At 69.2% G+C, this 22,909-nt stretch carries 20 protein-coding genes; 12 read left to right on the top strand and 8 right to left on the bottom strand.

Annotated features, from left to right (window positions below):
• Positions 1 to 2: 2 nt before the first annotated feature.
• Positions 3 to 206 carry a formate dehydrogenase gene (locus tag Q0599_RS16590; protein WP_298831642.1) on the bottom strand — a complete coding sequence of 68 codons (204 nt, stop codon included), beginning with the start codon at positions 204 to 206 and terminating at the stop codon, positions 3 to 5.
• 268 nt (positions 207 to 474) lie between these two features.
• Between Q0599_RS16590 and Q0599_RS16595 the strand changes: the two genes are divergently transcribed.
• Complete coding sequence (locus Q0599_RS16595; RefSeq protein ID WP_298831644.1) at positions 475 to 1,875, top strand: sigma-54 dependent transcriptional regulator; 1,401 nt, start codon at positions 475 to 477, stop codon at positions 1,873 to 1,875.
• Positions 1,876 to 1,895: 20 nt separating this feature from the next.
• Positions 1,896 to 3,887, top strand: coding sequence for a cache domain-containing protein (locus Q0599_RS16600; protein ID WP_298831646.1), 1,992 nt, complete (start codon positions 1,896 to 1,898; stop codon positions 3,885 to 3,887).
• Position 3,888: 1 nt separating this feature from the next.
• Here Q0599_RS16600 and Q0599_RS16605 read toward each other — a convergent pair whose 3' ends face one another.
• From Q0599_RS16605 to apbC, 5 genes are read right to left on the bottom strand one after another with little or no spacing between them, the layout of a single operon-like run.
• A complete protein-coding gene (locus Q0599_RS16605; protein ID WP_298831651.1) occupies positions 3,889 to 4,521 on the bottom strand; it encodes a molecular chaperone TorD family protein in 633 nt (210 codons plus the stop codon).
• The gene (locus tag Q0599_RS16610; RefSeq protein ID WP_298831654.1) at positions 4,518 to 6,698 is read right to left on the bottom strand and encodes a 4Fe-4S binding protein; all 2,181 of its coding nucleotides are present in this window, start codon (positions 6,696 to 6,698) and stop codon (positions 4,518 to 4,520) included. The genes Q0599_RS16605 and Q0599_RS16610 overlap by 4 nt, the downstream gene beginning before the upstream one ends.
• Positions 6,595 to 7,221: a DUF3306 domain-containing protein gene (locus Q0599_RS16615; RefSeq protein ID WP_298831657.1), complete on the bottom strand. Its 627-nt coding sequence runs from the start codon at positions 7,219 to 7,221 to the stop codon at positions 6,595 to 6,597. The genes Q0599_RS16610 and Q0599_RS16615 overlap by 104 nt, the downstream gene beginning before the upstream one ends.
• Positions 7,222 to 7,228: 7 nt before the next feature.
• Positions 7,229 to 7,714 (bottom strand): DUF3305 domain-containing protein, encoded by a 486-nt coding sequence (locus Q0599_RS16620; protein ID WP_298831660.1) that lies wholly within the window; start codon positions 7,712 to 7,714, stop codon positions 7,229 to 7,231.
• Positions 7,715 to 7,727: 13 nt separating this feature from the next.
• A complete protein-coding gene (apbC, locus tag Q0599_RS16625) occupies positions 7,728 to 8,819 on the bottom strand; it encodes an iron-sulfur cluster carrier protein ApbC (protein ID WP_298831663.1) in 1,092 nt (363 codons plus the stop codon).
• 243 nt (positions 8,820 to 9,062) lie between these two features.
• On the opposite strand from apbC, the gene Q0599_RS16630 reads away from it, so the two are divergent.
• From Q0599_RS16630 to metG, 4 genes are all read left to right on the top strand, one after another.
• The gene (locus Q0599_RS16630; protein WP_298831666.1) at positions 9,063 to 10,046 is read left to right on the top strand and encodes a TRAP transporter substrate-binding protein; all 984 of its coding nucleotides are present in this window, start codon (positions 9,063 to 9,065) and stop codon (positions 10,044 to 10,046) included.
• A gap of 76 nt (positions 10,047 to 10,122) precedes the next feature.
• Entirely contained in the window at positions 10,123 to 10,650 is a 528-nt protein-coding gene (locus Q0599_RS16635; RefSeq protein ID WP_298831671.1) for a TRAP transporter small permease, read from the top strand.
• On the top strand, positions 10,647 to 11,927 hold the full coding sequence (locus Q0599_RS16640; protein ID WP_298831674.1) for a TRAP transporter large permease: 1,281 nt from the start codon (positions 10,647 to 10,649) through the stop codon (positions 11,925 to 11,927). Before Q0599_RS16635 ends, Q0599_RS16640 begins: the two co-directional genes overlap by 4 nt.
• Positions 11,928 to 12,014: 87 nt before the next feature.
• Positions 12,015 to 14,060: a methionine--tRNA ligase gene (metG, locus tag Q0599_RS16645; protein WP_298831676.1), complete on the top strand. Its 2,046-nt coding sequence runs from the start codon at positions 12,015 to 12,017 to the stop codon at positions 14,058 to 14,060.
• An 11-nt stretch (positions 14,061 to 14,071) separates the two neighbouring features.
• Here metG and Q0599_RS16650 read toward each other — a convergent pair whose 3' ends face one another.
• Positions 14,072 to 15,553, bottom strand: a complete 1,482-nt coding sequence (locus tag Q0599_RS16650; RefSeq protein ID WP_298831679.1) for a CYTH and CHAD domain-containing protein — start codon at positions 15,551 to 15,553, stop codon at positions 14,072 to 14,074.
• 97 nt (positions 15,554 to 15,650) lie between these two features.
• Between Q0599_RS16650 and Q0599_RS16655 the strand changes: the two genes are divergently transcribed.
• A complete protein-coding gene (locus Q0599_RS16655; protein WP_298831682.1) occupies positions 15,651 to 16,322 on the top strand; it encodes a hypothetical protein in 672 nt (223 codons plus the stop codon).
• Between the two features lie 6 nt (positions 16,323 to 16,328).
• Here Q0599_RS16655 and Q0599_RS16660 read toward each other — a convergent pair whose 3' ends face one another.
• Positions 16,329 to 17,246: a LysR family transcriptional regulator gene (locus tag Q0599_RS16660; protein ID WP_298831685.1), complete on the bottom strand. Its 918-nt coding sequence runs from the start codon at positions 17,244 to 17,246 to the stop codon at positions 16,329 to 16,331.
• A 169-nt stretch (positions 17,247 to 17,415) separates the two neighbouring features.
• On the opposite strand from Q0599_RS16660, the gene Q0599_RS16665 reads away from it, so the two are divergent.
• From Q0599_RS16665 to Q0599_RS16685, 5 genes are all read left to right on the top strand, one after another.
• Entirely contained in the window at positions 17,416 to 18,582 is a 1,167-nt protein-coding gene (locus Q0599_RS16665) for an ABC transporter substrate-binding protein (RefSeq protein ID WP_298831687.1), read from the top strand.
• A gap of 111 nt (positions 18,583 to 18,693) precedes the next feature.
• Complete coding sequence (locus Q0599_RS16670; RefSeq protein ID WP_298831689.1) at positions 18,694 to 19,707, top strand: ABC transporter ATP-binding protein; 1,014 nt, start codon at positions 18,694 to 18,696, stop codon at positions 19,705 to 19,707.
• A complete protein-coding gene (locus Q0599_RS16675) occupies positions 19,704 to 20,636 on the top strand; it encodes an ABC transporter permease (RefSeq protein WP_298831691.1) in 933 nt (310 codons plus the stop codon). The genes Q0599_RS16670 and Q0599_RS16675 overlap by 4 nt, the downstream gene beginning before the upstream one ends.
• A complete protein-coding gene (locus Q0599_RS16680) occupies positions 20,626 to 21,423 on the top strand; it encodes an ABC transporter permease (protein ID WP_298831693.1) in 798 nt (265 codons plus the stop codon). Before Q0599_RS16675 ends, Q0599_RS16680 begins: the two co-directional genes overlap by 11 nt.
• Positions 21,424 to 21,455: 32 nt before the next feature.
• A complete protein-coding gene (locus tag Q0599_RS16685; protein WP_298831695.1) occupies positions 21,456 to 22,895 on the top strand; it encodes a gamma-aminobutyraldehyde dehydrogenase in 1,440 nt (479 codons plus the stop codon).
• The last annotated feature ends 14 nt before the right edge of the window (positions 22,896 to 22,909 follow it).

Here is a 22,909-nt window from a genome sequence, read left to right on the forward strand (position 1 = left end):
GGTCAGACGCGGGTGGTCTGGTAGTAGCGCAGCACGTGCTGCGTTTCCTGGTAGCCACCCTTGACGGCGTCGGCTTTCGAGGTCGCGCCGGCGACCGCCTCGGCGGGCGCCTTGGGCACCACCGCGGCCACGGCGGCGAGGGCACCGGCGGTGCCGGCACCGGCGAACACGGTGCGGCGGGAGAGCTTGGGCTGTTGCTTGTCCATCGTGGCCTCCTATGAACTCGGCACAGTCGACCTGTGCAAAAGTGTGCATATCTTAGCCATGCCTCCCGCAGTTTCGAGGGCTCCGGAGCCTTGCCCAGCGCCCCACTCGCGCCGCGACAAGCTGTCGCAACGCAACGTGGGAGGGGACCGCGACAACTTGTCGCAAACAGGACCCCAGGAGACCGGGTAACTACGGGGAGATTTCCCGGCTTGCCCGCGGCGGTTGCAGCGCCTGTGCCACAGTAGTGCCCTCTGCGGCCCCATCCCGATGCCCTCGACACCGACTCCACCCGAATGGCCCCTGGCGCATGTGCTCGTCGTCGACGACGAGGCCGGCATGCGCAACTTCCTCGAGAAGACACTGGCCAGCCGTTGCGGCGAGGTGCACAGCGCCGCCGACGCAGAGGCCGGCGACGAACTGGTGCGCAAGCACCGATACGATCTGCTCATCCTCGACATCACGCTGCCCGGCAAGGACGGCATCACGTGGCTGCGCGAATTGCGCGATCAGGGATACGGCGGCGAGGTGGTGCTCATCACCGCCTTTGCCGACCTCGACACCGCCATCGAGGCGCTGCGTGCCGGCGCGAGCGACTTCATCCTGAAGCCCTTTCGCGTCACGCAGATCCTCAATGCCGTGCGGCGCGGACTCGAGCGTGCGCGGCTGCAGCGCGAGAACTGGGTGCTGCGGCGCGCGCTGTCGCAGCGCACCCCGGGCGCCGATGGTCTGGTCGGCCGCTCGATCGCCATCAAAGGCCTGCAGGCCGCGCTGCAGCGCGTGGCGGCGGTGAACAGCACGGTGCTGCTGATCGGGGAGTCGGGCACCGGCAAGGAGTTGGCTGCGCTGGCCCTGCACCGCAACAGCCCGCGCCGGCACGGGCCCTTCGTGCCGGTGAACTGCGCGACGATGTCACCCGAGCACATCGAGCACGAGCTGTTCGGACATGCGCCGGGCGCCGCCAAGGGGCGCGGACCGGGACGCGACGGCCTGTTCGTCTACGCGCAGGGTGGCACGCTGTTTCTCGACGAGATCGGCGACCTGCCCCTGTCGCTGCAGGCCACGCTGCTGCGCGTGCTCGAGGATCGGCGCATCCGACCCGTGGGCAGCGAGCAGCAGATCCCGGTGGACGTGCGCATCGTCGCGGCCACCAACCGCCGCCTCACCGACGAGGTGACCGAGGGCCGCTTCCGCGCCGACCTCTACTACAGGCTGCAGGTGGTGGAAATCAACCTGCCGCCGCTGCGCTCGCACAAGGAAGACATTCCCGACCTCGTCGAGCACTTCGTCGCCACGCTCGCACCGCGGCTCGGCGTGGCGCCGATGGACGTCAGCGCGGACGAGCTGGCCTACCTCGGGCAGTACGACTGGCCGGGCAACGTGCGCGAGCTACGCAACCTGATCGAGCGCTCGCTGATCCTCGGCGCGCTGAACGTGTCGGCGCTCTATCAGAGCCTGGAACGCATGGAGAGCGAAGCGCGCGCCGCGCCCGCGGCGCGACCGACCGATCTGCATGCGCTGGAGAAGCGGCACATCCTGTCGGTGCTGGAATCGGTCGGTGGCGACAAGACGCGCGCCGCCCAGCTGCTGGGCATCTCGCGCCGCACCCTGGAGCGCCGCGTGGCGGAGTGGGGCGAGCCCGCCACGACGCGCGCGGCCCGCAGCGCCTGAGCCGCGCCGCGTCGCACCGCATGCTCCGCCGCTTCCGCGACCTGCCCGTCCGCGGCAAGCTGCTCGCGATGGTGCTGGTGCCGCTGGCGGTGGTGCTGCCGCTGCTCGGCGTGATCCTGCTGGTGTGGGCCAACCTGACCTTCGACCGGCTGCTCACCACCAAGGTGCGCGCCGACCTGGCCGTGGCCAACGGCTACTTCGAGCGCGTGCTCGGCGAGGTGGGCGCCAGCGCCGCCACGGTGGCAGACTCGAACGCGCTGCACCTCGCGCTGGCCAAGCGACCGACGGAGGGGCTCGTGCCGCTGCTGCAGCACTTCAAGTCGCGCGAGGGCCTGGACTTCCTCAACCTGCGGCGCGTCGACGGCACACTGCTGGTGACGGACTTCGCACCTGCGGCCGAAGGCACAGGGGCGCCGGCCTTCCGCCCGCTGGCCGACGCCAGGCGCGAGGGCAGCGTGGAGGTGCTCTCCCCCGAGGAAATGGCCCAGCTCGCGCCGGCCCTGTTGCCGCGCGTCACCGTGCCGCTGGTCGACACGCGCAACGCGGCGCCGACCACGCGCTCACAGGAAGACCGGGCCATGGTCGTCGTCGCCAGCGCGCCGGTGATCGCGCCCGATGGACGGCACCTCGGCCACGTGCAAGCCGGCATGCTGCTCAACCGCAACCTCCCGTTCATCGACCACATCAACGAGATCGTCTACCCCGCCGGCTCGCTGCCCTTCGGCAGCCAGGGCACCGCCACGCTGTTCCTCGACGATGTCCGCATCAGCACCAACGTCCGGCTGTTCGGCGACGACCCGGGCCAGCGCGCCATTGGCACGCGCGTCTCGGGGACGGTGCGCGACGCGGTGCTCGGGCGCGGCAGCACCTGGCTCGACCGTGCCTTCGTGGTGAGCGACTGGTACGTGTCCGGCTACCAGCCGCTCGTCGACGGCGCCGGGCAGCGCGTCGGCATGCTCTACGTCGGCTTCCTCGAGCAGCCCTTCACGCTGCTGAAATTCGGCGCGCTCGCTGCCATCGGCGCGATCTTCTTCGCGGTGATGGTCGCCGCGGCGATGGTCTCGCTGCGCGGTGCACGCGCCATCTTCGGCCCCATCGAGCAGATGGCGCAGACCATGCAGCGCATCGAGGGCGGCGAGATGGACTCGCGCGTCGGCCCCGTCCGCAGCCACGACGAGGTCGGCCAGCTTGCCGGCCACCTCGACCACCTGCTCGACGTCATCGCCGACAAGACACGTGCACTGGAACGCTGGAACGCCGAGCTCGACGCCAAGGTGGCCGAGCGAACGCGTGCGCTGGAAGCCGCCCAGCAGCAGCTGGTGCGCAGCGAGAAGCTCGCCGCGGTCGGCCAGCTCACCGCCAGCATCGCCCACGAAGTCAACAACCCGATTGCGGTGATCCAGGGGAACCTCGACCTGGCGCGCGAGCTGCTCGGCGAGGACGTGCATCGTGTGCACGGCGAGCTGAAGCTGGTCGACGAGCAGGTCGAGCGCATGCGACTCATCGTCACGCAGCTGCTGCAGTTCGCGCGGCCGAACGAGTTCGCCGGCTACATCGACGAGGTCGACACCGCGCAGGCGCTCGAGAGCTGCCTGGTGCTGGTGGCGCACCTGCTCTCGCGCACCCGCATCGCGCTGGTCAAGGACCTGCGCGCCACGCGCAGGCCGGCGGTGAACCGCAACGAGTTGCAGCAGGTGATCGTGAATCTGCTCGTCAACGCCATCCACGCCATGCCGGATGGAGGCACGCTGACGCTGACCTCGCGCGACGTCGGCGAGGACGGCGTCGAGATCGACGTTGCCGACACTGGTGTCGGACTCCCGCCGGACCTGCTCGCCGAGCTGTTCCAGCCCTTCGTCACGCGCAAGAAGGACGGCACCGGTCTGGGCCTGTGGATCAGCCGCAGCATCGTCGAACGCTACGGCGGCGACATCCGCGCCGCCAACCGCGCCGACGGCCGGGTCGGGGCGGCATTCACGGTGTTGCTGCGCGTCGACGGGCGCGCCGTCTGATCTACAGCTCGAGCAGGTCGAAGCCCTGCGTTTCCACCTGCAGGAAGGCGCGGGTCAGGTCGGCCAGCGCGGCGTACAACTGCGCGCGCGGATGCGCGCCCACTGCATCGCACAGCTTCTCGCCCCAAGGCTGCAGATGGCTGCGGAAGAAGCGCCGCTGGCGCTCCAGGTTGCACACCGCCACGTCGTCTCCGGCAATCAGGTAGCGCATCACCTCGCACAGCGCGGCGATGTGGTCCTCGGTCTCGCCGCGCTGCTCGTCGCGCGCCAGGCCCAGCGCGGCGAGATCGTCACGCAGCACGGCCAGCGGACGTTCGTTGAGGAAGCCGGCGAGGTAGTAGGAGCCGTAGAGGAACACCTCCGGCTTGCCCACGCCGAGGAACAGCGCGTCGTACTCCTGCGCCGCGGCTTGCGGCGTGGTGGCGCGCATCGCCGCCACCAGTGCGGCCCAGGGCCCTTCGAGGAAGGCACCCTCCTGCGGGGCCTGAGTCACCGCGACGCGGAACTGCTCGAGCAACGCCTCGTCCGGCGCGGCCATCCACAGCCGCGCCAGCAGGCCGTAGAGCTCGGCGCGCGCGAGCTCCTCGCTGTCGTCCGCGGTCGCAAAGCTGAGGGCGGTCAGTCTGTCGCTCATAGGTCGGTGATCTTGGTCTCGTTCGGGTTGCTGTAGATGTCGGCCACGCGACAGTCGCCGCACATCTGCAGCCGCTTCAGCGCCTCGCCCTGGAAGGCGCTGTGGCCGGAGAGCTTGGTGATCATGCTCTCGATGGCGCGCAGCGTGCCGAAGGGCTTGCCGCAGCGGATACAGCGGTAGGGCTCGGCCTCGTTGAGCACGCGCGCCGACTTGCGCGCCTTGCCGCCTTCGACCAGCCACAGCCGCGGTTGCAGCGTGATCGCGTCCTCCGGGCAGGTGGTGGCGCACAGTCCGCACTGGACGCAGTTCTTCTCGATGAACCTGAGCTGGGGCTTTTCCGGGTTGTCCGCCAGCGCGCTCTCCGGGCAGGCGCCGACGCAGCTCAGGCACAACGTGCACTTGGCGGCGTCGACGCGCAGCGTCCCGAAGGGCGAGCCGGCAGCGGGCAGGGCGATCTCGTCGGCGGCAGCCGGCGCCTGCGCCAGCAGGTGGTCGAGCGCGAGGTCCAGCGTGGCGCGCTTCTCGGCCTGCACAGCCAGTGCGGCGGGACTCGCCACGCCCTGCGCGGCGGGGCTTCGCAGCGCGTAGTCCAGCGCGGCGAGGTCGCGCGCATCGCGCACCTCGATGCACTTGAAGTGCTCGCCGCGGTAGCCGAGCCCGCTCAGGATGGCCTGCGCCACCGCCATCTGCTCGGACAGCGCCTGGCGGTACTCGGGCGCCTCCTCGTCGGTGAGCAGCACCCAGACCTGGCTCGCGCCGCAGGCGATGGCCGACAGCCACAGGTCCAGGCCGGTGCTCGCCGTGTGCCACAGCGCCACCGGCAGCACGCGCGCCGGCACCCCGCGCACGTTCTCGTCGGTGCGCGCGGCGCGGCCGAGTTCGCCGATCAGGCGCGTGCCGGCGCCCTCGCTGTGCAGCAGCAGCGCCGCATCCTTGCCGCCGGCCTGCCGGTAGGCGGTCAGCATGGTGCGCAGCCTGCGGCCCTGGTCTGCCGGACCGGGATAGCCGAACGCAAGCGCGCCGCTCGGGCACACCGTGCTGCAGGCGCCGCAGCCCACGCACAGGTGCGGCTCGACGACGATGCCACCAGCCTGATCGCCCTTGGCCTTGCCCTTGCGCGAGGCATCGCTGCGGATCGCGCGCGCCGAGCAGACGTCGATGCAGGCACTGCAGCCGATCTGCTCGTTGCGGCTGTGCGCGCACAGCTTCTGCCGGTACTGGAAGAACTTCGGTTTCTCGAACTCGCCGGTCAGCTCGCGCAGCTTGAGCACCGCGTCGATCAGCTTGCGCTCGCTGTCGCCGCTGCGCCCGACGTGGAAGTAACCCTGGGGCGGCTGGTGCATCGTGAACGCCGGGCTCTCGCGCAGGTCGAGCACGAGGTCGAAGCCCTCCGCGACCTGCTGCGGCACACGCTGGAAGTCGATCGCGCCGGCCGCATCGCACACCTTCACGCAGTCGCGGTGGCTCTTGCAGGCCGACAGGTCGACCTGGTAGCTGAAGTCGATCGCGCCCTCGGGGCAGGCGTCGATGCAGGCGTTGCAGCGCGTGCACAGGTCCAGGTCGATCGGGTTGCCGCTTTCCCACTCGGCGTGGAAGGCGCCCAGCCAGCCGCCGAGCCTGGTCAGCCGGCCCGCCTGCACGGCACGCTCGCGCGCCTGCGGCAGCGCGCCGCCCGGTCGGTCGACGAGCAGCGTCACCTCGAGCTTGTCGGCCAGCATCGCGGCGGCCCGCTCGGCCGCGTCGGCACCGCCGATCACCAGGCAGCGGCCCTGCGAACGGTAGCTGACCGTCGCCACCGGGTCGGGGTCGGGCAACTGGGCCGCGGCGATCAGCGCGGCGAACTTCGGCGCGGCCTCCTTCGCATCCTTGGACCAGCCGCCGGTCTCGCGGATGTTCACGAAGCGGATCGGCCGCTCGGCCAGGCCCGGCGCGCCCTCGGTCTGCTCGTTCAGCTCGAGGAAGAGCCTGCGCTCCTGCGTGCAGGCGACGAGCAGGTCATCGCCCTCCTTGGCGGCACGCTGGAACGCGCCGGCCTCGCGGCGGCACAGCAGCGTGTGGACGGTGTCGAGCCCGTCAGCGCTCGCCAGCGGCGTCTTCGCCAGCGCCTGACTCACCGGCGCCAGGCTCTGCGGGCTCAGCGGCATCGTGCGATTGCAGTCGCAGATCAGCGTTCTCATCGGGCAACTCTTCCATGATGTCGTTCGGCGCCGCGCCGTCGGCCGGGGCGGCAGCCTCGCCGGCCACGCGGGCCGGCTTCTTCTCGTCGGTGAACAGCCCGAGGAATTGCGACTGCGCCATCTTGCGCAGCATGCCCGCGGGCAGCGGGTCGGGCTTGCCGTAGTCGTCGATGTAGATGTCCAGGCCGTCCATCACGTTGAACTGCGGATCGGCGAACAGCTTCTTCAGCGCCGCGTTCTTCACGCTCGGGTCGACGTCGCGGGCGACGAAGCGGGTGAAGTCCGAGGCGGGTGTCAGCGCGGCCACGTCCTCCAGCGTCGGCGGCGCTTCGGCCGGGATTTCGGGCGGGGCCTGCGTCTCGAACGCGATCGGTGCGGCCGGGGGAGTCTCCACTTGCGGCGGCGAAGGCGGCTCGACCTTGGCGCCAGGTGCGCCCGGCGGCGCCTCGGCCGCCTCGCGGCCCTCGCGCACCAGCGCCTTGCGCCGCGACCAGCGCGAGAGGAAGCCGTCCCCGTTGCTCATGGGCGCCTCACGGCCCGCGCTGATCCGGCGCCCGGAACGACGCCGGACGCTTGCGCTGCTTGGGCTCGGGCCTGTAGTTCGTGTCGGTGAACGCCTGCAGCCAGTCGCGCAGTTCCGCCTGCAGCGGCACGTTGTCGACGCGCTCCTGGGCGTCCATGCGGCGACCGGCCTCGTTGTACGACAGCGTCACCTGCTCGGGCCAGGCGCGCGACGGATCCTCGTCGTCGCTGCGCCAGACGACGAACCACACCGGTGCGCCGCTGGTCAGATTCAGGTAGTAGCCCTCGCCCTCGTCGGCGAACAGTTCGACCGTGAAGCCGGGGTGCAGCGTGCGCTGTAGCTTGCCGTCGTCGCGCAGCACGCGGGGCGCGTCGCCGAAGGCCGCCTCCATCGGCACGACCTCGACGATGCGGTGGCGCCAGTCCTCCCAGCGGTTGGGCTGGAAGTCGCGCTCCATCACGACCGCGACGGTCACGGCAGGGCGCTCGGTCATCGGCGACGGCCTCTCAGGTGTTCTTGGAGATCGAGATGGTCGGGAACTTCGAGCTGAAGTCCTTCGCGCGCTGCGCGATCTTCACCGCCACCTGGCGGGCCACGCTCTTGTACAGGCCGGCGATCTCGCCGTCGGGGTCGCTGACCACGGTGGGCCGGCCGGCGTCGGCCTGCACCCGGATCGACAGGTTCAGCGGCAGCGCGCCGAGGTAGTCCATCTGGTACTCGGCCGCCATGCGCTTGCCGCCCTCCTCGCCGAAGATGTGCTCGACATGGCCGCACTTCTCGCACACGTGCACCGCCATGTTCTCGACGATGCCGAGGATGGGCACGCCCACCTTCTCGAACATCTTGATGCCCTTCCTGGCATCGAGCAGGGCGATGTCCTGCGGCGTGGTAACGATCACCGCGCCGGTCAGCGGCACGCGCTGGGAGAGCGTCAGCTGGATGTCGCCGGTTCCCGGCGGCATGTCGATGATCAGGTAATCGAGGTTGCTCCAGTTGGTCTGGCGCAGCAGTTGCTCGAGCGCCTGCGTGGCCATCGGGCCGCGCCAGATCATCGGGTTGTCGGGCTCGATCAGGAAGCCGATCGAGATCACCTGCACGCCGTAGTTCTCCAGCGGCTCCATGGTCTTGCCGTCGGCGCTCTCCGGGCGGCCTTCGATGCCCATCATCATCGGCTGGCTGGGGCCGTAGATGTCGGCATCGAGGATGCCCACCGCCGCGCCCTCCGCGGCCAGCGCCAGCGCGAGGTTGACGGCGGTGGTGCTCTTGCCGACGCCGCCCTTGCCCGAGGCGACGGCGACGATGTTCTTGACATTGGGCAACAACTGCACGCCGCGCTGCACCGCGTGAGCGATGATCTTCGTGCCGAGGTTGGCGCTGACGTTGTCGACGCCGGGCACGCTGCGCGCCGCGGCGATCAGCGCCTTGCGCAGTGCCGGGATCTGGCTCTTCGCCGGATAGCCGAGTTCGACGTCGAAGGACACGTCGCCGCCTTCGATCTTCAGGTTCTTCAGCTGCTTGGTGGACACGAAGTCCTTGCCGGTATTCGGATCGATCACGGACTTGAGCGCCTCGGTGACGGCCTGCGGGTTCAGGGACATGAGGTGGTCGGCTTCAGGATTCGGAGGCCGCAAGTCTAGCGGGAGTGCCACAGGCGACTCGGCAGCAGGGTGGACTCGCCGCCGCGGCCCGGGTGCCGGCCCCGGGGGGGTGGGGCGACGGCGGGGCAGCCGCCATCGCCGGCCACCGCCCATTGACGTAGTTTCCACATTTCCAGGCGGTGCGTGGGCACGTACATTTGTGCAATTCGATTTCCGTCCGACACCCCACAATAGGAGACCCCCATGAGAGTTCGCCTCCTGGCCGCATCGGCAGCCCTCTGCCTTGCGCATGCCTTCGCGCACGCGCAGCCGATCGTCATCAAGTACAGCCACGTCGTGGCCGACCAGACACCGAAGGGTCAGGCCGCGCTGAAGTTCAAGGAACTCGCCGAGAAGAAGCTGCCCGGCAAGGTCGAGGTGCAGGTCTTCCCGAACAGCCAGCTGTTCGGCGACGGCAAGGAGATGGAAGCACTGCTGCTGGGAGACGTGCAGATCATCGCGCCGTCGCTGGCCAAGTTCGCCAAGTACACGCCCAAGCTGCAGGTGTTCGACCTGCCCTTCCTGTTCGACGACATCGACGCGGTGGACCGCTTCCAGGCCAGCCCCAAGGGGCAGGAGCTGCTGAACTCGATGACCAAGAAGGGCATCAAGGGCCTGGGCTACCTGCACAACGGCATGAAGCAGCTTTCGGCCAGCAAGCCGCTGCGCACGCCGGCCGACGCCAAGGGCCTGAAGTTCCGCATCCAGAGCTCCGACGTGCTCGAGGCGCAGTTCAAGGCCGTCGGCGGCAACCCGCAGAAGCTCGCCTTCGCCGAGGTCTACCAGGCACTGCAGACGGGCGTGGTGGACGGCACCGAGAATCCGTGGTCGAACATCTACACGAAGAAGTTCCACGAGGTCCAGAAGTACGTCATGGACTCCAACCACGGCGTGCTCGACTACATGGTCATCGCCAATGCCTCCTTCTGGGACAAGCTGCCGCCCGACGTGCGCAAGGGCCTGGACGAAGCCATGACGGAATCGATCAAGTACGGCAACAAGGTGGCATTCGACGAAGACGATGCCTTCCGCAAGAAGGTCATCGCCGACAAGAAGGCCGAGGTGCTGCCGATGAGCAAGGCCGAGCAGGCCCAGTGGCGCGAGGCCATGAAGCCGGTGTGGAAGAAGTTCGAGGGCGACATCGGCAAGGACATCGTCGACGCTGCACTCGCCGCCAACAAGAAGTAATCTGCGCCCGGTTCCGCCCGGCAGGGCCACCCCCGGTGGCCCCGGCCGTGCACCTGGCCGTCGGGGGAGACACAAGATGCGCTGGCTCGATCGTCTGGAGGAGTGGCTGGTCATGCTCATGCTGGCCGCCATGACCGCGCTTACCTTCGTGCAGGTCGTCCTGCGCTACGTGTTCAATTCCGGCTTCACCTGGGCGCTGGAGCTGACCACGGTGTTCTTCGCCGTGATGATCTTCGTGGGCATCTCCTACGGCGTCAGGGTGGGCGCCCACATCGGGGTCGATGCCCTGGTCCGCCTGTTCCCTGCCGGGGTCCGCCGGGCGACGTCGATCGTCGTCGTGATGCTGTGCCTGCTGTACGCCGGCATCGTCATCGTCGGCGCCTGGACCTACGTGAGCAAGATGAAGATGGTCGGCGTCGAGCTCGAGGATCTGCCCATCCCGGTCTGGGTGGTGCGATCGATCCTGCCGTTCGGCTACCTGCTGCTGACCTTCCGCTTCCTGCAGGTGCTGTGGCAACTGGTCAGCGGTAAGTCGGACAGCCTGCACCTCGCCGACGAGGCGGCCGAAGCACTAAAGCTCAAGTCGCAGGAGTCTGAGGCATGAACACCATCATCCTGTTCACCACGCTGTTCGTCCTCATGGCCCTGGGCATGCCCGTGGCCATCTCGCTGGGGCTGTCCAGCCTGCTGACCATCCTGCTTGTCGGGCAGGACTCGTTGGCCAGCATGACCATCAAGATCTTCGAGACCAGCGAGCACTACACGCTGATGTCGATCCCCTTCTTCGTGCTCGCCGGCGCGCTGATGAGCACCGGCGGCGTGGCCAAGCGCATGGTGAACTTCGCCATCGCAGCGGTCGGCCACCTTCGCGGCGGCCTGGCGATCGCAGGCGTTCTGGCCTGCACGCTGTTCGCGGCGGTTTCCGGTTCCAGTCCCGCCACCGTGGTGGCGGTCGGCTCCATCGTCATCGCCGGCATGGTGCGCAGCGGCTACCCGAAGGAATTCGGCGCCGGCGTCATCTGCAATGCCGGCACGCTGGGCATCCTGATTCCGCCGTCCATCGTGATGGTCGTGTACGCCGCCGTCACCGAGGTATCGGTGGGCCGCATGTTCATGGCCGGCGTGGTGCCAGGGCTGCTGCTGGCCTTCATGCTGGCGTTCGCCGTGTGGTGGCGAGCCGGCAAGCTGACGCTGACCAAGACCGAGAGGGCCGGCGCTGCCGAGGTCTGGAAGACCTTTCGGGAGTCGGTCTGGGGGCTGATGCTGCTGGTCATCATCATGGGAGGCATCTACGGCGGCATCTTCACGCCGACCGAAGCGGCTGCCGTTTCCGCGGTCTACGCCGTCTTCGTGGCCGTGGTCGTCTACCGCGACATCAGTGTGAAGAAGCTCCCCGAGGTGTTTCTGGAAGCCGGCAAGACCACGGTGATGCTCATGTTCATCATCGCCAACGCGCTGCTCTTTGCCCACGTGCTGACCACCGAGCGCATTCCGCAGACCATTGCGGAGCACATCCTGGCCGCGGGCATGCAGCCGTGGATGTTCCTGCTGGTGGTCAACATCATTCTGCTGGTGGCAGGCAACTTCATGGAGCCCACTGGCATCATCCTGATCCTCGCGCCGATCTTCTTCCCGATTGCCACGCAGCTGGGCATCGATCCGATCCATCTGGGCATCATCATGGTGGTCAACATGGAGATCGGCATGATCACGCCGCCGGTGGGCCTGAACCTGTTCGTCACCTCAGGCATCACCGGCATGAGTCTGGTGCAGGTCACGCGCGCCGCCTTGCCGTGGCTCTCCATCCTGCTGCTGTTCCTGCTGCTGGTCACCTACATCCCCCAGATCAGCTTGCTGCTGCCGCAGTTGATGTTCGACTGACCCCTGCCGCACGGCGCGCCAGCAGGCCAGGGTGCCGTGGCGGGGGCGGCCTAGAATCGGCGTTTCCCGCGCCGGCTGCTGCCCCCCATGACCCGCAAGCTCTTCGTCACCACTGCCCTGCCCTACGCGAACGCGCCGTTCCACGTCGGGCACATGATGGAGTACATCCAGGCCGACATCTGGGTGCGCTTCCAGCGCATGCTGGGCCACGAGGTGCACTTCGTCTGCGCCGACGACGCGCACGGCGCGCCGATCATGATCGCCGCCGAGAAGGCCGGGCTCACGCCGCAGGAATTCGTCGAGCAGATCGCCGCCGGGCGCGCGCAGTACCTCGATGGCTTCCACATCGGCTTCGACAACTGGCACTCGACCGACGGCGCCGAGAACCACGAGCTGGCGCGCGACATCTATCTCGCGCTGCGCCGCCAGGGCCTGATCGCCGTGCGCGCGATCGAGCAGTTCTACGATCCCGTGAAGGGCATGTTCCTGCCCGACCGCTACATCAAGGGCGAATGCCCGAAGTGCGGCGCGAAGGACCAGTACGGCGACAGCTGCGAGGTCTGCGGTGCGGTCTACACACCCACCGAGCTGAAGAATCCCTACTCGACCCTGACCGGCGCGACGCCGGTGATGAAGAGCAGCGAGCACCACTTCTTCCAGCTGTCGTCGCAGCGCTGCCTGGACTTCCTGCAGGAGTGGACGCAGACGCCCGGCCGTCTTCAGGGCGAGGTGCTGAACAAGATCCGCGAGTGGTTCGCCACCGACGAGGAAGGCCGCGTCGGCCTCGCGGACTGGGACATCAGCCGCGACGCGCCGTATTTCGGCATCCGCATTCCCGACACCGAGGACAAGTACTTCTACGTCTGGCTCGACGCCCCGGTGGGCTACCTCGCCTCGCTGAAGAACTACTGCGCCAAATCCGGGCGCGACTACGACGCGCTGATGAAGGATCCGGCCCTCGAGCAGGTCCACTTCATCGGCAAGGACATCACCTACTTCCACACCCTGTTCTGGCCGGCGATGCTGCATTTCAGCGGCCGCAAGACGCCGGACAAGGTGTTCGTGCACGGCTTCATCACCGTCAACGGCGGCGAGAAGATGAGCAAGAGCCGCGGTACCGGGATCTCGCCGCTGAAATACCTCGAGCTCGGCATGAACGCCGAGTGGCTGCGCTACTACATCGCCGCCAAGCTGAACTCGAAGGTCGAGGACATCGACTTCAATCCCGACGACTTCGTCGCCCGCGTCAACAGCGACCTGGTCGGCAAGTACATCAACATCGCCAGCCGGGCCGCCGGCTTCCTCAGCAAGCGCTTCGCCGGCAAGCTGTCGTCGGACATCGGCGTGGAGGGCCGCACCCTGCTCGACGGCCTGCGTGCCCACCGCGCCGAGGTCGAGCGGCTCTACGAGGAGCGCGAGTACGGCAAGGCGCTGCGCGAGATCATGCTGCTGGCCGACCGCGTCAACGAGTACGTGGATGCGAACAGGCCCTGGGAGCTGGCCAAGAAGGCGGGCCAGGACGCCGTGCTGCACGACGTCTGCACGGTGTGCATCGAGGCCTTCCGCGTGCTCACCATCTACCTCAAGCCGGTGCTGCCGGCGCTGGCCACTCAGGTCGAGGCGTTCCTGAAGGTGGCGCCGATGACCTTCGCGGACGCCTCGCGCGCGCTCGGCGGCCACGTCATCGGCGAGTACAAGCACCTGATGCAGCGCGTCGACCCGGCCCTGCTGGACAAGCTCTTCGAGCCGCCGAAGGTCGAGCTGCCGCCGCCCGGCGGCGAACCGCTGGCCGCCGAGATCAAGGTCGACGACTTCGCCAGGGTCGACCTGCGCATCGCCAAGATCGTCCAGTGCGAGCATGTCGAGGGCAGCGACAAGCTGCTGCGCCTCACGCTGGACGTCGGCGAGGGCCGCACACGCAACGTCTTCTCGGGCATCAAGTCGGCGTACAAGCCCGAAGACCTGATCGGCAAGTTCACGGTGATGGTGGCCAATCTCGCCCCGCGCAAGATGAAATTCGGCATCAGCGAGGGCATGGTGCTGGCCGCCAGCCATGCCGACGAGAAGACCCACCCGGGCCTCTACGTCCTCGAGCCCTGGCCAGGCGCCACGCCGGGCCTGCGCGTGCGCTGAGGGAATCCGGCTCAGCCTTTCCAGGGCCGCCGGGTGCGGGCGAGGCGTTCGATCGCCGGCGTGCAGTCGGCGATCAGCGCCTCGCGCCGGGCCGCCAGCCAGCCCAGCGCGAAGCCGGCGGCCGGGTCGTGCGCAGCCGGCTCGCGGAACGCGTCGATCGCGACCATCACGTCGTTCAGCGCCCCCAGACGCTCCTGCAGCGCCGCCAGCGCACGCAGGTAGCGCGAGACCTTCTTCGCACCGAGCAGGCATTGCGTGAACTCGACGGCATAGCGCAGGCGCTTGACATGCTTGCGCAGGCGGTGCTTGCCCTCGTCGTCGAGCGCGGCGAAGTTCGCGGCGTCCCTGGCCACACCGCGATGCCAGCGGCGGAGCCGGCGGGCCAGGGCTTCGGCAGCAGGCGCTTCGGCCTCCGCCGCGTCTCCCGGCAGCGTCGCGGCGATCAGGTCCAGCAGCAAGGCTTGCGCAGCCGCCGCGCGCATCGACTCGGCCGGCTCGGCCGCCCCGCCCAGCGGCAGCGCGGGCGCCGCGAGTGCCACGCCGGCGGCGGACATCGCCTGACCCAGCCGCTCGCGCAGCGGCGCGCCCACCGCGGCCAGGTCGCGCGCCGCGCCGAGCGCACCGAACAGCGCCGCGCTGGCCTCGCTCAGCGCGACTGCCTCCCCCGCAACGTCGAACAGGCGCAGCGCCGTGCGCAGGCGCCGCAGGCCGACACGCAACTGGTGCACATGCTCGTCGCCGAAATCGCCGCCCGCCACCTGGCTGGCGTTGACGGACACCTGCTGCAGGCATTCGCCCAGCACGCAGCGACGCGCAGCGCTGACGCCCATGTCGGCGCGAAGCTCGACCGTCGCGGCCTTGCGTGCCGGTGAGCGCGGCTGGCCCGCAGCGAGCAGGGTGCCGCGTTCGGCCTTGCTGCGCGTGTCCAGCCACAAGCCGTGCCGCGCCACCCACTGGCGCGCGGTGCCGAGCAGCGCGGCAGCTGAGCCGCGCAGCAACTCGATCTCCAGTTCGCAGACGGGCAGCCGCCGCTCGCCGGCGATGATGCATCCGCGGTCGAAGGCCAGCTCCAGCGTGGCGCCGCGCACGCGCAGTTGGCGCGCCGTGCGGCGGATGTCGGTGCGGTACTGGCACTGCAGCGCGGCGTCCGGCACTCCGGCGAGCGCCGCGGCCAACCGCGCACCGGCTGCCGTGCCTTCGTGCAATGCGGGGTCCGGCAGCGGCGGCTCGCTGGCGCGGCCGGCACGCTCGACGTTGTGCTCCAGGCGCGTCATCGCGTCGTCCGATGCGGCTTTCAGCGTCTGCACCCAGCGCGGCCCTTCGCGGCGCACGCGCAGGGCCACGCCGGCCGCCGCGAGTTCGCCCCCGGCGGTGTCGAAGTAGACCGCCTGCAGGCGCTGCACGCTCGCCGCGCCGGCGCGGCCGGCCACGGCCGCCGCCACCGCCTCGCGCCGCTCCCGGGGCACCTGGAACTTCAACTCGATCTCCGTCATGGCGCCATCGTGACAGAGCCGCCCCCGAGCCTTGATGAAACGCCCGCCGGCCTGCTGCGATATGCTCCGCCGCTCAACACGGTCAGACCATCAGCACGTGGGTTTCCTCGACGACCTCAAGCGCCAGGCCGAAGCGGCCAAGGCGGGACAGACCATTGACCTGGCCGCTGCCGAGCGCAACACGCTGCTCGCCGAAGCCGCCTGCAAGACCACCTTCACCTACTTCGACACGCTGATCCGCCAGCTCGAGGTGCTCAAGCCGGCGTCCAAGGTGCGCTACGTGCTCGATCGCCGCACGTCCTTCGAGCAACTGCCGATCGTCGACCTGAAGGTCGACGCACGGCGCAAGAAGCTGCGCGGCCACGACGTGCACGACTACATCGCGCTGCACGGCCGGCTGCGCAACGGCCAGAAGCTCGCGCTGGTGAAGGACTTCCTGCCCGACATCGAGAAGATCGAGTCGCGCCTGCGCCAGGGTGGCGCGCCGGTGCACGCGCAGCCGGTACGCCACCCGGAGAACAACAAGCTGCAGGAGATGCGCTACGAGCTGGTCGTCGACTTCGCGCTGGCGGTGCAGGTCACGCCCGACCACGACAACGGCCGTCTGCACTTCAAGATGACCAACTTCGACGGGTTCGAGACCATCACCCTGGAGCTGCCGGCCATCGAGGTCGGCTCGGCGCGGCTGGACGAGCTGGCCCGGTGGCTGCTCGGCGAACCGCACCAGTTCTTCGACGCTGCGCAGAACCTGCGGCGCATCGAGGCCTGACCGGGCTCAGCGCATGCGGCCCGAGCGCGCCTGCTCGCGCGCGATCTCGATGAATTCCTGCACCACCTCGCGCGTGCGCGAGCCGCGCCGCCAGACCAGGCCGACGTCGATGGTCGGCACGGCGTCGCCGAGACTGCGCGCCTCGATGTGCTGCGCGTCCAGCGTCCAGGGGCGGTAGAGGAAGTCGGGCAGGATGGTGATCGCGGCGCCCACGCCGATCAGCGAACGCACCGCCTCCAGCGAGCCGGTGCGCATCATCACCTTCGGCTGCAGCCCGTAGCGCGACCAGACGGCGCGCAGCACGCCCTCGATGCGGTCGGCCTCCAGCACCACCAGGGGGTGCGCGGCGCAGTCGGCCAGGCTCAGCGTCGGTCGGTCGGCGAGCCCGTGGCTGGACGCCATCCACACCCGGTTCTGCGAGCGCGTCAGCTCCTCCACGACCAGCGCGTGCGGCTCGCCGAGCGCGTTGGAGACCATGATCGCCAGGTCCAGCTCGCCGTTGATCAGCAGGTGCTCGAGGAAGGGCGGATCGTCCTCCACCACCTGGATCTGCACCGAAGGATGCGAGCGCGCGAAGCGGGCGAACAGCTCGGCGAGGTAGTAGCCGGCCACCAGGCTGGTCACGCCGATGACCAGGTTGCCTGACAGCGTCTCGGCGCGGTCGTTGTCGACCGTGCCGGCCTCGGCCACTGCGGACAGCACCTTGCGCGCGCTGGCCTGGAAGCGCCAGCCCTGCTGCGTCAGCACCATGCCGCGGCTGCTGCGCTCGAACAGCGCGGCGCCGAGCGTGTCCTCCAGATCCTGGATGCTCTTGGTCAGCGCCGACTGCGCGATGTTCAGCATGCGAGCCGCTCCGGCCACCGAGGCGGCCTCGGACACCGCCAGGAAGTAGCGGAACTGCTTGAGCGTGAAGTGGCGCTGCATGCGACCTCGGCCTCGGGTTGACCCGGATATCGATTTTCGAGAACGGGCGGGCTGCCAATATTGAACTTTTCGCCACCGCTGTCCATGCGGAACACTCCGCGGCGTCCTTCGGCCGGCGAACCGTTCGCCCATGCCGGCAAGGCAGGCCTGCTCCAAGGAGATGCACCGCATGAAGTCCATCCACATCGCCGCCGTCGCGGCGGCCACGGCGGCCCTCGCCAGCGCCTCGTTCGCCCAGCAGATGCAGCCGCTCAAGGCCATCGGCAAGGGCGAGGGTCAGGTCGACATCGTCGCCTGGGCCGGCTACATCGAACGCGGCGCCACCGACAAGAACTTCGACTGGGTCACCGACTTCGAGAAGAAGACCGGCTGCAAGGTCAACGTGAAGACCGCCGGCACCTCCGACGAGATGGTGGCGCTGATGAACGAAGGCGGCTTCGACCTCGTCACCGCCTCGGGCGACGCGTCGATGCGCCTGATCGCCGGCAAGCGCGTGCAGCCGATCAACACCGCGCTGGTACCCAGCTACGGCAAGGTCGATGCGCGGCTGCAGAAGGCGCCCTGGCACTACGTCAACGGCCAGCACTACGGCGTGCCCTACCAGTGGGGCTGGAACGTGCTCATGTACAACACCAAGGTGTTCGGCGACAAGAAGCCGACGTCGTGGAGCGTGGTCTTCGAGGAGCAGAACCTGCCCGACGGCAAGAGCAACAAGGGCCGCGTGCAGGCCTTCGACGGCCCGATCTACATCGCCGACGCCGCGCTGTACCTGATGAAGAAGAAGCCCGAGCTCGGCATCAAGGATCCGTACGAGCTCAACGAGGCGCAGTACAAGGCTGCGCTCGACCTGCTGCGCGGCCAGCGCAAGCTGGTCGGCAAGTACTGGCACGACGCCTTCGTGCAGATCGATGACTTCACCAACGAAGGCGTGGCCGCCTCGAGCAGCTGGCAGTTCCAGGCCAACATCCTGGGCAGCAAGAAGGCGCCGATCGCCACCGTGGTGCCCGTCGAGGGCGCGACCGGATGGGCCGACACGACGATGATGCACGCCGAGGCCAAGCACCCCAACTGCGCCTACATGTGGCTGGAGCACTCGATCAACCCGAAGCTGCAGGGCGACCTGGCGGCCTGGTTCGGCTCGGTGCCGGCGGTGCTCGACGCCTGCAAGGGCAACAAGCTGCTCGGCGACGGCGGCTGCGAGCGCCAGGGCCTGGGCTCGTTCGACAAGATCGCGTTCTGGAAGACGCCCACTTCGAAGTGCAAGACGCAGAACGACCAGTGCGTGCCGTACCACAAGTGGGTGTCGGACTACATCGCCGTGCTCGGCGGCCGTTGAGTCGACCGACGTGACATCGACCGTGATGCTGGCCGGACGCCGGACCGCGCCCCGGCCGGCCGGCATCCCTTCGGGGAATCGCCCGGCGTCCCCGACGGACGAGGGGCCGGCATGACCGCTGTCCAGCTCGCACAGGTTTCCTGCATCTTCGACACCGCGGGCAAGGCGGTGCGCGCGGTCGACAACGTCGACCTCGCCATCGAGCGCGGGGAATTCTTCACCCTGCTCGGGCCCTCGGGCTCGGGCAAGACCACCTGTCTGCGCATGATCGGCGGATTCCAGCTGCCGAGCGCCGGCAGCATCCGGATCGACGGCGAGGACGTCAGTCGCCGCCCGCCTTTCCAGCGGCCGGTGAACACGGTGTTCCAGGACTACGCGCTGTTCCCGCACATGACGATCGCGGAGAACGTCGCCTACGGCCTGATGGTGCGCGGCACGCCCAAGGCGGAACGCGCAAAGCGCGCCGAGGAGATGCTCGAGCTGGTGCGCCTGCCCGGCATGGGCGCACGCCGGCCGGTGCAACTCTCCGGCGGACAGCGGCAGCGCGTCGCCCTGGCCCGCGCGCTGATCAACCAGCCCAAGGTGCTGCTGCTCGACGAGCCGCTGGGCGCGCTCGACCTCAAGCTGCGCGAGCAGATGCAGGGCGAGCTCAAGCGGCTGCAGCGCCAGCTCGGCATCACCTTCGTGTTCGTCACCCATGACCAGCACGAGGCGCTGTCGATGAGCGACCGCATCGGTGTGTTCAACCAGGGCAGGCTCGAGCAGGTGGCGACGCCAGCCGAGCTGTACGGCAAGCCGCGCACCCGCTTCGTCGCGGAGTTCGTCGGCTCGGCCAACGTGCTGCACGGCGAGATCGCGCGCCGCCACGCCGAGGCCGACGCGGTGATGATCCGCCCCGAACTCGTCAGCCTCGGCGCCGCCGAAGGCGCACGCGCCGGCGGGCCGCTGGCCGAGGCGCAGTACTTCGGCGCGTTCTGGCGCCTGTCCGTGGACCTCCCCGGCGGCGAACGGCTGATGGCCGACGTGCCGGTGGCAAAGCTGCCCGAGCCGCCCGCGCTGGGCGCCGAAGTGCACCTGCACTGGCCCGAGGCCGCCGTGCATGTCATCCAGGACACACCCGCATGAACACTGCGGCGGCTGCGCCCGGCCTCGCCGACCGCATCTCGGTGCTGCTGGTCACGCGCCGCGGCCTGCTGCTCGGCCTGCTGCTCGGGCCGCCGCTGCTGTGGTTCGGCATCGTCTACCTGGGCTCGCTGCTGAGCCTGCTGGCGCACAGCTTCTTCCGCCTCGACGACTTCTCCGGCCAGATCGTCCACGAGATCGGCCTGTCGAACTTCCGCGCGATCTTCGAGCCGGCCAACCTGGACGTCGCGCTGCGCACCACGCTGATGGCGCTGCTGGTCACCGTGGCCTGCACGGCGATCGGCCTCCCGATCGCCTACTACATGGCGCGCCACGCGCGCGGCGGCACGAAGGCGATGCTCTACATCGCGGTGATGCTGCCGCTGTGGTCGAGCTATCTGGTGCGTCTGTACGCCTGGAAGCTGCTGCTCGCCAAGGAGGGTGCGATCTCCTGGGCGGCGCAGACGCTGCACCTGCAGTGGCTGCTCGACGCGCTGCTCGCGCTGCCGGTGGTCGGCGGCAACTCGCTGTCCTTCTCGCCGCTGGGCACCTTCATCGTGTTCGTCTACATGTGGCTGCCGTTCATGATCCTGCCCATCCAGGCGGCGATCGAACGCATCCCACCCTCGCTGCTGGAAGCCTCGGCCGACCTGGGCGCCGCCCCGAACCAGACCCTGCGCCGGGTCATCCTGCCGATGGCCATGCCGGGCATCGCCGCCGGCTCGATCTTCACCTTCTCGCTGACGCTGGGCGACTACATCATCCCGCAGGTCATCGGCAACTCCACGCTGTACATCGGCCAGGTGGTGTACCGCCAGCAGGGCGTGGCCGGCAACCTGCCCTTCGCGGCGGCGTTCGCGCTGGTGCCCATCGTCGTCATCGCGCTGTACCTGTGGTTCGCCAAGCGCAAGGGGGCCTTCGATGCGCTCTGAGGCCTCGCTCGCGCTGAAGCTCGCCACCGGCGGGGCGGTGCTGTTCCTGCACCTGCCGCTGGTGCTGATCGTGCTCTACGCGTTCAGCGCCGAGGACAAGAGTTATGTGTTCCCGCCGCCGGCGCTGACCACGCAGTGGTTCGGCGTGGCCATGGAGCGCGAGGACGTGTGGGCGGCCATGAAGCTCTCGGCGCAGGTCGCCGCACTGGCCACGGCGCTGGCGCTGGTGCTGGGGACGCTGGCCGCCGGCGCGCTGGCGCGCACGCGCTTCTTCGGCCGCGAGGCGATCAGCCTGCTGCTCATCCTGCCGATCGCGCTGCCCGGCGTGCTCACCGGCATGGCGCTGCGCTCGGCCTACCACGCGATGGAGATCCCGTTCTCCTTCTGGACCATCGTCATCGGCCACGGCACCTTCTGCGTCGTGGTGGTCTACAACAACGCGGTGGCGCGGCTGCGGCGCATGAGCCCGTCGCTGATCGAGGCCTCGATGGACCTCGGCGCGAACGCCTTCCAGACTTTCCGCCACGTCATCCTCCCGCAGCTCGGCTCGGCGCTGCTCGCCGGCGCGCTGCTCGCCTTCGCGCTGAGCTTCGACGAGGTCATCGTCACCACCTTCACCGCCGGCCAGCAGACCACGCTGCCGATCTGGATGCTGCAGGAGCTGATCCGCCCGCGGCAGCGACCGGTCACCAACGTCGTGGCGGTGCTGGTCATCCTGCTCACCTTCGTTCCCATCGTCGCCGCGTACTGGCTCACGCGCGCCGACGAGGACAGCCAGCGCCGCTGAGGCGACGCCCACCTTCCTGCAAGGACACCACCATGGCCCACGTGGAATTCATCACCGACCTGCTCATCGACCACCAGCGCGTGCGCGGCGAGGGCGCGAGCGAGGCGATCCTCAACCCCTCCACCGGCGAGCAGCTGTGCGAGGTGCACGAGGCCTCGCCGGAGCAGCTCACGCGCGCCACCTCGGCAGCGCACCGCGCCTTCGCGAGCTGGTCGCAGACCACGCCGGCCGAGCGTTCCGGCATGCTCCTCAAGCTCGCCGACGCGATCGAGTCGCGCGCCGAGGAGTTCGCGCGGCTCGAGTCGCTGAACTGCGGCAAGCCGTACGCGCGCGCGCTCGGCGACGAGATCCCGGCGATCGCCGACTGCTTCCGCTACTTTGCCGGCGCGGCGCGCTGCATGACCGGCTCGATCGCCGGCGAGTACCTCCCCGGCCACACCAGCATGATCCGCCGCGACCCCGTCGGCGTCGTCGCCTCGATCGCGCCGTGGAACTATCCGCTGATGATGGCAGCGTGGAAGACGGCGCCGGCGCTCGCCGCGGGCAACACGGTGGTGCTCAAGCCCAGCGAGCAGACACCCTTGAGCGCGCTCCTGTTCGCGCGCATCGCCGCCGAGATCCTGCCGCGCGGCGTGCTCAACGTCGTCTGCGGCCGCGGGCCCAGCGTCGGCCAGCCGCTGGTGGAGAGCCCGCACGTGCGCATGGTGTCGATCACCGGCGACGTGTCCACCGGCCGCAAGATCCTGCAGGCCGCCTCGGGCACGCTCAAGCGCACCCACCTCGAGCTCGGCGGCAAGGCGCCGGTGATCGTCTTCGACGATGCCGACGTGGCCGCGGTGGTCGAGGGCGTGCGCACCTTCGGCTACTACAACGCCGGCCAGGACTGCACCGCCGCCTGCCGCATCTACGCCGGCGCCAGGGTGCACGACCGCCTGGTCGCCGAGCTCAGCAGCGCCGTGGCGACGCTGAAGATGGGCACGCAGGACGAGGACGGCGTCGAGCTGGGGCCGCTGATCAGCGACCGCCAGCGCAACCGCGTGGCGAGCTTCGTCGAGCGTGCGCAGATGGCCGGCCACATGGAGATCGTCACCGGCGGCAAGCTGCGCCAGGGCGGCGGCTTCTTCTACGAGCCGACGGTGATCGCCGGGGCGCGCCAGGACGACGAGATCGTGCAGCGCGAGGTGTTCGGCCCGGTGGTCTCGGTGACGCGCTTCGGCGACGAGGAGCAGGTGATCGGCTGGGCCAACGACAGCGAGTACGGCCTGGCCTCCAGTGTGTGGACGCAGGACGTGGCCCGCGCCATGCGGGTGGCCAAGCGGCTGCAGTACGGCTGCACCTGGATCAACACCCATTTCATGCTCGTCAACGAGATGCCGCACGGCGGGCTGAAGTCCTCCGGCTACGGCAAGGACATGTCGATGTACGCGCTGGAGGACTACACCGTGCCGCGGCACGTGATGGTCAAGTTGTAAGCAGGCGTGGCGGG

Source organism: uncultured Piscinibacter sp., from assembly GCF_937952055.1.
In the GTDB taxonomy this organism is placed as follows: domain Bacteria; phylum Pseudomonadota; class Gammaproteobacteria; order Burkholderiales; family Burkholderiaceae_C; genus Piscinibacter.

Coding starts and splice junctions, on each gene's coding strand:
- Q0599_RS16590 (WP_298831642.1), bottom strand. CDS start 206: ATGGACAAGCAACAGCCCAAGCTCTCCCGCCGCACCGTGTTCGCCGGT.
- Q0599_RS16595 (WP_298831644.1), top strand. CDS start 475: ATGCCCTCGACACCGACTCCACCCGAATGGCCCCTGGCGCATGTGCTC.
- Q0599_RS16600 (WP_298831646.1), top strand. CDS start 1,896: ATGCTCCGCCGCTTCCGCGACCTGCCCGTCCGCGGCAAGCTGCTCGCG.
- Q0599_RS16605 (WP_298831651.1), bottom strand. CDS start 4,521: ATGAGCGACAGACTGACCGCCCTCAGCTTTGCGACCGCGGACGACAGC.
- Q0599_RS16610 (WP_298831654.1), bottom strand. CDS start 6,698: ATGAGAACGCTGATCTGCGACTGCAATCGCACGATGCCGCTGAGCCCG.
- Q0599_RS16615 (WP_298831657.1), bottom strand. CDS start 7,221: ATGAGCAACGGGGACGGCTTCCTCTCGCGCTGGTCGCGGCGCAAGGCG.
- Q0599_RS16620 (WP_298831660.1), bottom strand. CDS start 7,714: ATGACCGAGCGCCCTGCCGTGACCGTCGCGGTCGTGATGGAGCGCGAC.
- apbC (WP_298831663.1), bottom strand. CDS start 8,819: ATGTCCCTGAACCCGCAGGCCGTCACCGAGGCGCTCAAGTCCGTGATC.
- Q0599_RS16630 (WP_298831666.1), top strand. CDS start 9,063: ATGAGAGTTCGCCTCCTGGCCGCATCGGCAGCCCTCTGCCTTGCGCAT.
- Q0599_RS16635 (WP_298831671.1), top strand. CDS start 10,123: ATGCGCTGGCTCGATCGTCTGGAGGAGTGGCTGGTCATGCTCATGCTG.
- Q0599_RS16640 (WP_298831674.1), top strand. CDS start 10,647: ATGAACACCATCATCCTGTTCACCACGCTGTTCGTCCTCATGGCCCTG.
- metG (WP_298831676.1), top strand. CDS start 12,015: ATGACCCGCAAGCTCTTCGTCACCACTGCCCTGCCCTACGCGAACGCG.
- Q0599_RS16650 (WP_298831679.1), bottom strand. CDS start 15,553: ATGACGGAGATCGAGTTGAAGTTCCAGGTGCCCCGGGAGCGGCGCGAG.
- Q0599_RS16660 (WP_298831685.1), bottom strand. CDS start 17,246: ATGCAGCGCCACTTCACGCTCAAGCAGTTCCGCTACTTCCTGGCGGTG.
- Q0599_RS16665 (WP_298831687.1), top strand. CDS start 17,416: ATGAAGTCCATCCACATCGCCGCCGTCGCGGCGGCCACGGCGGCCCTC.
- Q0599_RS16670 (WP_298831689.1), top strand. CDS start 18,694: ATGACCGCTGTCCAGCTCGCACAGGTTTCCTGCATCTTCGACACCGCG.
- Q0599_RS16675 (WP_298831691.1), top strand. CDS start 19,704: ATGAACACTGCGGCGGCTGCGCCCGGCCTCGCCGACCGCATCTCGGTG.
- Q0599_RS16680 (WP_298831693.1), top strand. CDS start 20,626: ATGCGCTCTGAGGCCTCGCTCGCGCTGAAGCTCGCCACCGGCGGGGCG.
- Q0599_RS16685 (WP_298831695.1), top strand. CDS start 21,456: ATGGCCCACGTGGAATTCATCACCGACCTGCTCATCGACCACCAGCGC.